The 11,020-nt window shown below is 39.4% G+C and carries 6 protein-coding genes; 2 read left to right on the top strand and 4 right to left on the bottom strand.

Features of this window, described 5'->3' with window-relative positions:
• The first annotated feature begins 311 nt into the window (after positions 1-311).
• Positions 312-1,904, top strand: coding sequence for a hypothetical protein (locus tag ACOVQ4_RS05660; RefSeq protein WP_421819681.1), 1,593 nt, complete (start codon positions 312-314; stop codon positions 1,902-1,904).
• 10 nt (positions 1,905-1,914) lie between these two features.
• Positions 1,915-2,973: a serine hydrolase domain-containing protein gene (locus ACOVQ4_RS05655; RefSeq protein ID WP_421819680.1), complete on the top strand. Its 1,059-nt coding sequence runs from the start codon at positions 1,915-1,917 to the stop codon at positions 2,971-2,973.
• A gap of 533 nt (positions 2,974-3,506) precedes the next feature.
• On the opposite strand, the gene ACOVQ4_RS05650 is transcribed toward ACOVQ4_RS05655, so the two are convergent.
• The 4 genes from ACOVQ4_RS05650 to ACOVQ4_RS05635 form a co-directional block, all read right to left on the bottom strand.
• Entirely contained in the window at positions 3,507-5,270 is a 1,764-nt protein-coding gene (locus ACOVQ4_RS05650) for a RagB/SusD family nutrient uptake outer membrane protein (RefSeq protein ID WP_421819679.1), read from the bottom strand.
• Positions 5,271-5,342: 72 nt separating this feature from the next.
• Positions 5,343-8,741, bottom strand: a complete 3,399-nt coding sequence (locus ACOVQ4_RS05645) for a TonB-dependent receptor (protein WP_421819678.1) — start codon at positions 8,739-8,741, stop codon at positions 5,343-5,345.
• 172 nt (positions 8,742-8,913) lie between these two features.
• Positions 8,914-10,029, bottom strand: coding sequence for a FecR family protein (locus ACOVQ4_RS05640; RefSeq protein ID WP_421819677.1), 1,116 nt, complete (start codon positions 10,027-10,029; stop codon positions 8,914-8,916).
• Between the two features lie 231 nt (positions 10,030-10,260).
• A complete protein-coding gene (locus tag ACOVQ4_RS05635; RefSeq protein ID WP_421819676.1) occupies positions 10,261-10,890 on the bottom strand; it encodes an RNA polymerase sigma factor in 630 nt (209 codons plus the stop codon).
• Positions 10,891-11,020 lie beyond the last annotated feature (130 nt).

The raw sequence follows: 11,020 nt of genomic DNA, 5'->3' as shown, positions 1-11,020 counted from the left end.
AAATTTTCATCCAGTAATCAGGTTCTTTATATTAAACTTTTAAAAAAAAGGGTATTTGACAGGTCATTAATCCATCTTTTCTGAAAACAAACCTTTTAACTATGTTCAGAAAAGGATTTTTGATTCATCGAGAACGATATGTGGTGTATTGGGATATGATTCATGACTAAATTTTCGTAAGCCTAGGATAGATTAAAGGAATAGTATATCTGAGGCAAAATTTTGACTAGAACCTTTTGATTATGAATATCTACAAACAACCAATATACCATCAACTAATAACGACTTCCTATTCAGCCAAAAATACTTTTATGAAGAAGCTACGCATCATTTTTATCTTCCTACTGCTGAATATTTTCTTCCCTACACGCGCGCAAGTCTGGCAGTGGTCTGCCCATGTAGAAGGACTCATTAGCGAGGAAACCAACGCCAATCCGCAAGCCTTTTTGTGGATTCCTGAGAATTGTAAGAAAGTGAAAGGTGTGGTCGTTGGAATGCACAATATGGTTGAAGAAGGCATGTTGGAAAATGGAAATTTTAGGAAAAAACTTACTGAGTTAGGTCTGGCCGAGGTTTGGGTTACGCCTGTTTTAGAATTTCCTTTTGATTTTCATAAAGATGCTCCCAAACATTTCCAAACCATGATGGATGCCCTCGCCAAGGTTTCGGGGTATGACGAACTGTCGACAGCGCCCATTGTTCCTCTGGGGCATTCAGCCATGGCCACTTACCCTTGGAATTTTGGGGCTTGGAATCCTGCCAGAACTTTGGCGATTATTTCGGTACATGGCGATACCCCCCAAACCAACCTCACTGGCTACGGTCGGGCGAATCCAGATTGGGAACATAGAACGATTGAGGGCGTACCAAGTTTATTTATTATGGGCGAATACGAATGGTGGGAAAAACGGCTAGAACCAGGCTTTCGGTATGTATCCAAACATCCAAAAACACCCATTACTTTCTTTGCAGACGCTGGACATGGTCATTTTGACACTCACCAATCTATGATAGATTATGTAGGATTGTTTATTGAAAAAGCTGTTAAATACCGCCTTCCGAAAAAAAGCGGTGAAACCTTACGACCTGTATTTCCTCAAAATGGTTGGTTGATTGACCGTTGGAGAAAGGACTCCCTACCCACTGCCCCAGCTCGTCCGTATTCTGAATTTAGTGGTAATAGATATACGGCTACTTGGTGTTTTGACAAAGAACATGCTTTGGCAACAGAGATTTTTTATGCAAAAGCTCGAAGTAAAAAAATGCAATACATTGGGCTTATCCAAGAAGAAATAATCCTAGTTCCATCCAAAAATCATGCACAATATCAGCCTACTTTTAAGCCACTATCAGATGGGATTAGTTTTCATTTCAAAGCTTTTTTTAGTGATACCTCCAAAACTCAAGTGATCAATAATCATCCTAATACAGCGATTCAAATTGACCGCATATGTGGACCTGTCAAGAAGCTCGATGACAGCACTTTTCAAATCAGTTTTTATCGAATGGGATTTAACAATAAAAAACGTAGTAACGCTATTTGGCTTTTGGCCCATCATGATGGCGATGAGGTTTATAAATCTGCCGTTCAGCAATTTGAGATAAAATTCCCTCTGAAAAACACCCAAGGTGTGTCACAGAAGATTTCATTTGAACCTATTGCAAACTCCCGAAAGAAGATACCTTTTATAGATTTAAAAGCTACCTCCAACGTAGGATTACCCGTGATATTTTATGTAAAAGAAGGGCCAGCTTTTATCAAAAATCAGCAGTTAGTTTTTACTAAAATACCCCCAAAATCAAAGATGCCGATTAAAGTAAGCGTGGTGGCGTGGCAGTATGGCATTTTAGGAAAAGTACAATCTGCTGAGCCAGTCGAACAAAGTTTTTTGATTGAAAATTAAGATATTTTTTATGAAACAACTTCTTGTTATCCTCTGCATTTGTGGATTTTTTAGGTCGACATTTGCTCAAAAAACAACCGAGAAATTTATGCCTATCCAACATAAAATTCAAGCCTGGATAGATAGTGGTCATTATGAGGGTGCTTCAATCGTTATTTTTCAACATAATCACATTCGATACAAACGATACTTTGGGAAGTATCGCCCCGAAACGGTTGTGTATATTGCCTCGGCTGGTAAATGGTTGGTAGCCGCCACAATTGCCACCTTGGTTGACGAAGGAAAATTACATTGGGATGACAAAGTTAATCATTGGATACCCAACTTTACCGATGCGAAGGGAGAAGCTACTTTAGCTCAACTTCTCTCACATACCGCTGGTTATCCTGATTACCAGCCCGAAGGCAATCCAATTGATATTGCTCAGGATTTGCCCACTTCGGTTGCCAATCTGCTGCCACTACCTGCTGATACACTTGCTGGTACAAAATTCAAATACGGAGGTTTGGCTATGCAGGTTGCAGGGCGAATAGCAGAATTAGCCTCAGGCAAAAACTGGGAAATATTATTTCAAGAAAAACTAGCCAAACCTTTGAAGATGAAGAATACTCACTTTACGCCAGTGGATTCGGCAGGAGGACATGCCCCTATGTTGGGTGGGGGGGCTCGCTCAACGCTTCAGGACTATGCCAATTTTTTGAATATGATTTTTAATAAAGGGGTATTCAACGGAAAAAGAATTCTATCCGAAAAAACGATTGAATTAATGCAAAAAGACTGGGTAGGCAATGCCCAAGTTCAGGCTGGGGAATTTGTCGAGCGGGCAAGGGGGAGAAAAGGAACAGCTATTTATGGCTTGGGAGAATGGCGAGAAGAGGTGAACGCTCATGGAGAAGCCACCCTTCTTAGCAGTCCCTCTTGGGCAGGAGCTTATCCTTGGATTGATAAAACGAATGGGGTTTACGGCTTTTTTCTGACTCATGTAACGGGTTTCAAAAAAGGTTTTTCGCCGTTTTATACGAGTCACGAGCTGGCTTTAGATGTAAGAAAAGTACTTTCTCAAAAATAATGTTGCCCTTCTTTAAGTTTTTTATTTTAAACACAAGGCAACAAACAAAGGGTGTTGAATAGTTTTTTAGTGACTATAGATGTGTTTTTGCTGAATGCCCAAAGCCGAAAGCTCAAAAATTGATTTTTATTTTGCGTGCTAACTTACTGAGGCAAAATTGTGATAGAGGAGTTTATTGTAGAAACTCTTTCAGAACATGAACTTACCATGAGTACTCCCAAATTTTGGGATTGAGATTATCCTACAAATTTTCATAAAAGAGGGGTTGGAAAATATTTCCCAACCCCTTTTTTGAGGCTATCATGCTAGATTTACTTGGTTTGAGAAGCAAGCATTGAGACGCAAGCATTGCGTCTCTTCTAAGAGAATCTAAATTTTAACATAATCACTCATCCGCTCAATTACTCAATCGCTAAATTTGGGATGACTCACGTTTGTGGTTTATATGCCAGCTTTTACGTGGCTCAAGCCGATAACATTGAGTTTCAATGGGTAAAATCATTTGACGAAATTATAAGAGCTTCTTTTTTCTCTTACCAGCCTGGGTTTTGTATCATTTGTTTGTTACGGTCGATTTCTGATTGTGGAATTGGCCAGAAATAGTGTTTTTTCTCGAAAACACGTGTTTCAAATACTGTTCTTTGGTAAAATTCGGTATCGGTAAAACTAGTACCTTTACTCACATTCATCCCATACATAGGGCCTCCTTGGGTACTTTCGGCAATTTTCCATCTACGAACATCAAATAATCGATGTTCTTCAAAAGCTAGTTCAATGCGTCGTTCATGACGAATGCGCTCACGCATGTCTGCTTGAGATAATCCAGTGGGCAGTACAGGTATTCCAGCTCTTTCTCGTACTAGGTTCACATATTTATAGACATCTGCATTAGTCGGACTATATTCATTGAGTGCTTCTGCATAATTCAAATACATTTCTGCCAAACGAAAATAGACCCAAGATTGCGTAGTGTATCTGTTATTGGGAACATCGCTGTTGGGACTTACAAACTTGGTGAGTAAATAGCCCGATTCAGTATGGTCATGCGAACCGTTTTTTCCTGAGGCACCTGTTGCGTATAACTGTATGGGTGTTCCTGAGGCTCCTGTAAACACCCATGTATCATGATTATAAAGAATACTTACATAAAATCTTGGTTCTCGATTGAGATACATATTCCAATCCAAAGCCTTGGTATATTTGGTATCAGTTGAAGACAAACCCGTTTCTACATAGCCTGAACCTGCTTCGTCAATACGTTTACCGTTGGCCATGTGATAGGCATCTACCATCTGTTGAGTTACTCCCAAACCATTCCAACCTTTCATTTGTCGAGGAGCAGCATGAACAGTCCAGTTATTAGTTCCTGAACTTGGTCGAGCCCAAATAATTTCGGTATTCCAACGATCGATAAAAACGTCACGATAAGAAGCAAAGGGGTCAAAATTACCTGAGGCATCCATTTTTTTGTACAAACCATTTGGCATAAGGTCTATAACCGCTTTAGCCGCATCCGCTGCGAGTTTCCACTTGTTTATATCAAAAGCATTCGTAATTAAAGCCTTACCATCGGCATTTTTAAAGTCTGCAAAATCTTGGTTGTTTCCATTAAATAAAGGACTAGCCGCATATAGCAATACTCTTGCTTTCATTGCCATGGCTGTTCGTTTATCAACCCTACCGTAATCTATCACATTGGTGGTAACAGTTGGTAAATCTTTGCTTGCCAAATCAAGTTCATCTACAATGTATTTCACACATTCGTCGTAGGAGTTTCTAGGTTTTGTCGTTTCTGCATTCGAAGCATCAACAGGAATAATTGTGGGTAACAAAACAATAGGACCATACTGTCTCAAAAGCAAAAAATAGTAATAGGCTCTAAGGGCTCTTGCTTCGGCTTTTGTCCGTAGGTTTATACCAGGAGTAACGCCTTCACATTCGACACATTTTTCTACCGAATTGATATAAACGGTTGCAGCACGAATGCCTTTGTAGTAATATGAATATCGATCGTAGGGTATGGAAGTTGGCCCCCAGTTACCAGTATTGATAGCATTTGCTCCGATAGAAGTCCATACGAAATCACCTTCATCCGAAACAGGTGTAAAATTGGCATAAGGATCGGCTGGGTCTGGTAAATAGCTGTACACATTGGCAAGATATTTCTCTACTTCCAAACGTGTCGTGAATACGGCGTCGATGGTAAGCATATCATCGGGTTGCTTATCCAAAAAATCTTCGCAAGAGATATTCATTGAACTAGCTATGAACAATAAAAAAATGGTAATTTTTTTCATAGTAATATTTTTGTAAAATTTGACCAAGGAAAAATGGTTTTCAGATTCCAATAAACTGCATTATGTCCTGAATTACAGACTAATATTTAGCCCCAATGTCATATTTTTCTGGATTGGATAAACAGCACCACGTCCATTTCCGAGTTCGGGATCCCAATAATCGAAAGCACTCCAGGTCAGCAAATTCAACCCAGCCACATAAAATCGCATTGTGTTCACTTTTAATTTTTGAGTAAGTTTTTTAGGAATCGTGTAACCAACTTCAACCGTTTTTAATCTTAAATAGCTTGCATCTCTTAGCCACCAAGATGACGAGCGAAAATTATTAGAATTTGTTCCGAATGATAATCGCGGGAAAACAACATCTTGGCTTGGATTTTCGGGTGTCCATCTACTAAGTGCATTCACATTTACATTGCCACGTAAACCACCTTCGGCAAAGGGATAGAACCCTACTCCTCCTAGCATAAAACTCATGGTGCCTGCTCCTTGAAAAAAAGCAGATACATCAAACCCTTTAAAGCCTAACGAAGTACCAAAGCCATAAACCAACTGCGGAGTAGGAGGATTACCAATGGCTACTTCATCGTAAGAGTCGATTACCCCATCACCATTCACATCTTTATACTTGATATCTCCTACCCTAACTGGGCCAAAAGTCTGTTTTGGCGAACTACTAATTTCGTCTTCTGATGTAAATAGTCCTTCTGCCACCAATCCAAAAGGTTGTTGATAGCGTTTTCCTCTCCTATTTTGATAGGTATATTTATAATCTGGCGCATCGTCGTTTATAAGATTATTTTTGACATAAGTTACATTCGCTTTCAAACCGAGATTCAGCTTGCCAATTTTTTTGTTGTATTCCATATTGGCATCGATTCCTTTATTTTCAAATTCTCCGATATTCCCCCAAGGATTATTCTGTAAGCCTAAAATGGCGGGCAATGAATTTCTTTGCATAAAAATTCCAGACCTGTTTCTTTTAAAGATATCCGCTTGAAGATAAAAGCCACGAAGAAAGCGCACTTCCATACCTATGTTGGTTTCGACCTCCTGTTCCCATGTCAAATCGGCACCCCATTGGTCTTCACCACGGCCTCCAAAACCATTATTTACGTCCTGTCCGAAAGTATATCCGCCATTGCCGCCACCGACGGTAGTCAGGTAAGCAAAACGACGTCCCCCAATTTGGTCGTTTCCTTTAAGCCCATACGATGCTCTTAATTTTAGGTATTGAATGGCATCATTGTCTCTAAAGAAGGGTTCTTGAGAAACCACCCAACCAGCAGCTACAGCAGGGAAAAAACCGAATCTATGTCCTTTGGCAAAGTTTTCAGAGCCGTTATAACCTGCGTTAAATTCAAAAAAGTATTTTGATTTAAAACTGTAAGAAAGTCTACCTACCACCCCTTGTAATCTAAACGGCAATGAGCTAATGGCATCAGTAGCGTCGGCGTTTTGATAGTCTTGTTGGTTGTATAAAATTAGACCACTCACCGAGTGTTGTCCAAAAGTGCGTTCGTAATTCAAGTTTGCCTGCATGTATATACGTCGATTTCCACCCGATGATTTCGAAAAGCCCAAATCAGCATTGCCATTTACTAGCTTTGTCAGCAACAAATTACCGTTGGCATCTCGTGTAGGCGCGGTATAAGTATCTACAGCAGAACGATAGCGCTGAATAAAGTGGTAATTATAGCCATCAAAAGCAAATTTTCCAGAAATCTTCAAACCCTCCGTTATACCCGAAAGATCTTGATTGAGGGTTAAATCAGACTGAATATTATTTCTCCATTCGGTAGCAAAGCCTTTACCAGTGAGTGATTGATAAGGGTTAGTTATACCATTTACGCCACCATAGACAAAACCCGCAGGGTTGTCGTAGGGATAGGTAGGCGAATAGCCCACAGGTGTATTAAAAAGAGCGTCACTCCAAATAGAGCCAGCTGAGGCGCCAGGATAATTGGCAGTAATCAAAATACCACCCAAGCCCAATTTTAATTCTGTTGTTTTGCCTAATTTAACATCTGTATTCGCTCTGAAGTTATAGCGCTTCAAACCTGCATTGGTATTGTATCTGTTCAAATTATCACCTTTCCAAATACCCTCCTCATCATAATAAGTGGCCGAAACAAAATACTTGGCATTGGGCGAACCGCCCGAAATATTCAAATTAGCACGTTTGGTAGGTGTATTTTTCTTTACTAACAAATCTATCCAATTCACATTTGGGTACAGATAGGGGTCTGCTCCAGAGGCATACTTTGCAATTACTTCGGGGGTATATGGCGTCACAAAATTGGGATTAGATGCCAATTGCGCCTCATTATAAAGATTCAAATAGGTGGGTGCATCTACCATTTGCGGTAACATCGTAGGTGAATTCGAACCTGTCTCGTATTTAAAGCTAATCGAAGGTTTGTCGTTTACACCTCTTCGTGTGGTTACTAAAATTACCCCATTGGCGCCACGAATCCCGTATACTGCCGTTGCTGAGGCATCTTTTAGCACCGAAAAGGATTCTATTTCCTCGGGTTCTATATTATTAATTGGCCTTTCAACACCATCTACCAAGACCAAAGGCGAGGCACCTGCGCCAAAAGTACTAATTCCTCTTACCCAAAACTGTGCGTCATCATATCCTGGCTCCCCGCTTCGTTGCACGGCTATTACCCCAGCTACTTTTCCAGCCAAAGCATTATTGAGCGAGCGTGGTGCAGCAGATTTTATATCTGCCATTTTAACGGTGGTAATGGCTCCTACAACGCTTTCCTTTTTTTGCTCACCATAACCTACCACTACAACTTCATCAAGCGCTTGGTTGTTTACCTGCATGATTACTTCCATTTTTGAGCGGCTCCCAACGGCAACCTCTTGCGTTTTGTAGCCCACAAACGAAAACACCAATACAGTATTATTATTGGGTACTTGAATAGAAAATCTCCCATCAGCATCCGAGGACACACCCTTTGAAGTACCACGAATCGAAATATTTACCCCGGGCATTGGTTGATTTTTTTCATCTAGTACTAAGCCTGTGATAGTTTTCTCAACTATGTACTCTAAAATGGGGTTTTTCAGCGCCAGCAGTGGCGCAATAATTGGCTTCTCGGCTCGGCTCAAAATGATAGTCGAACCCGATACTTCATAAGTAATACCCAAAGGAGATAATAGCTTAAATAGAATAGTCTTGATTGACTCGCCTTGTGCGAGTATGGTCACATTACGCTCAGAGCCAATAAGTTGTGGACTGTAAATAAAACTCACAGAGGCATTTTTCTTAATTTGTCGCAAAGCCATATCCAAAGGTTTGTTCTCCAAATGAAGAGCAATTCTTTGGTTCAAACACTCTTGCCCGTGATTTTTATGCGCCACTGCAAAGGTGGCACATAAAAAAATTAACAGAATTTGATAAAGAGAAAAGCGCATGATTTTCAACAAAATCTTGATTTGTTTCGTAAATTTTTTCATAACTTGTTTTGACTTTTGTTAAGAATGAGCAAAATAATCCCAGCCCAACCTATTAGCGTAGGTGGGAAGTTGTTAGCGCAACATGTTGGGAAAGTCAAGTCGAAGGTGCTCCAACACCTTCGACTTTTTTGTTGAAATGGGTACTAATTTCTGGTATAGAACTGTTTATAAGTTAATTACATTTTTTAGCGTGTATGACTATTTGACCATCTATAACTTCATATTTGGCATCGATTGCTTTACATATCAAATCAAGCTTTTGGAACAAAGGTTGATTCCCCAGCTCGGCGGTAATTCTGCAATTTTCCATCAAGGCAGTATCATATACCATTGGAATATTATAAACTTCATAAAGCTTTTCAAAAACTGTAGTCACAGGACTATTTTCGAATACCAAATATCTCTCAAAATCAGGCTTCCTGTTGAGGGGCTCTGGGATTTCGACCAAGGAGCGCTTCATTTGATTATCAATCCTGTTAAATACGACCTTTTGGTTGGGCGTAAGCATCACTTCAGGTTTTTTATCCGACACTTCATCTTCTAGTCCCAAAGGGAAAACCGCCACTTTACCTGTTTTGACAATTACCTTTACTTCGTTATCCTTATCATAAGAACTAATGGTGAAACTAGTTCCAAGAACCCGTGTGGCTAGTTCGTTAGCGTATACAACAAAAGGCTTGCTTGGATTTTTTACGACCTCAAAAAATGCCTCGCCACTCAGATAAACGGCTCTTTGGTCAACTCCAAATGGTTTTGGATAACTTATTTTACTATTTTTTGAAAGTAGTACATGGCTACCATCAGGGAGTTTAACGGTTTTGTTTTCGCTGCCTTCGTTACTTACTTCCACCAGTGCGATGTCAAGCATCTTGGTCCTTTTTTCATAAGGAGTTTCAGAAAAAGTTAGCTTCTTCATGGTATCATGGTCGGTCAGTAGCGCAAAGCCTACAATGGCGATTGCCAATATGGCAGCGTATTTGAGCCATTTGTACCATGGAAGAATGGTAAAATTAGGTTTAGAGGTTAATCTTGTATTTTCGAGTTGTTTTCTTTTTTCAGAAAACCGTTTTATCTCTTCGTTTAATTCACTTTCGGTAATTTCATTTTGAGCACTCTGGATTTTTAGGATAATTTCCCTGGCAATCATCACTTGGTGAGACTTCTCAGAGTTTTCTACTAACCATTGGTTCCAAAACTGATTATCTGTCTCAGATTTTTGTAGAACCCATCGGCAAAAGGCATCGTCGAGAATAAAATCCTTCGTATTAAAATTCTTATAATTCTGCATAGATAAATTTGGATTATTAGCCTTTGTAATATGATATAGTACGAGTTGATAATTCAATACTCTTTTAGGTAGGATTTTTTTTAAAAAAAACATACAAAACATTGAATATCAATATTTTAAAATACAATAAACAACAGGATTAATACTAAAATGGTCATAAACAAGAATAACCAAAGTCAAAACTTTGGTTGCGAGTACCTCAAATTGGGTAAGGGTTTTTAGCTGATTTATTTAAAATTTCAGGAAAAGAAGATTTATTAATGGTAAAAATAGGAGCTCGGCAATCGAGACCAAATTGCGTTTCAAACTTGTCAGCGAACGGTGCAAAAAGTTGGCGACTGTCTGCTTTTCTATGTTCATCACAGAAGCAATTTCTTCATTAGAAAGTCCCTTATAATATTTCAAGAAAATTACCTCTTGCTGTCGCTTGGGAAGTTGCGCAATTGCATCGCGTATCGTTTGCTCATTTTCATGAAGCAACTCGGCGTCTATCCATGCCGTCTCGGTTGATTGACCATCAGAAAGGAAATAAAGTTCATCATCTAGGTTGGTAGATTCACCTAATCTTTTTTCGAGTTTGAGTTTGCGGAAAAGATTATTTCGCAAAGATTTAATGAGGTAAACAGTCACATAAGGACTGTCGACCAAACCTTCTCGATGTGACCACATTTCAAGAAAAAGGTCTTGTACACAATCCCTGATAAACTCTTTATCCTTGGTAAATCGAGTAGCATAATTAAAAAGTTCGCGATATCGTAAGGCAAAAATTTGGTCAAAAGCCTCTCCATCTCCGTCCTTAAAACGTGACCATAATTCACTCAATAGGGCTTCATCGCGAGGTATATTTTCATTCACTTTCATAGTAATTAGTTAAAGTTGAGGTTATTTTAGCGTTTTGGTTTAAGTGTTGTTGAAAGGCAAAAGGCATAAGGCATAAGGCAACAGGCATAAGGCAAAGAGTGTTTAAATTATATTTTGGGTACGAGGCAAC

Source organism: Flectobacillus sp. (assembly GCF_049240685.1).
GTDB lineage: Bacteria > Bacteroidota > Bacteroidia > Cytophagales > Spirosomataceae > Flectobacillus.
The sequence above is the reverse complement of the archived record's forward strand: the minus strand, read 5'-3'. Positions and strand labels throughout refer to the sequence as shown.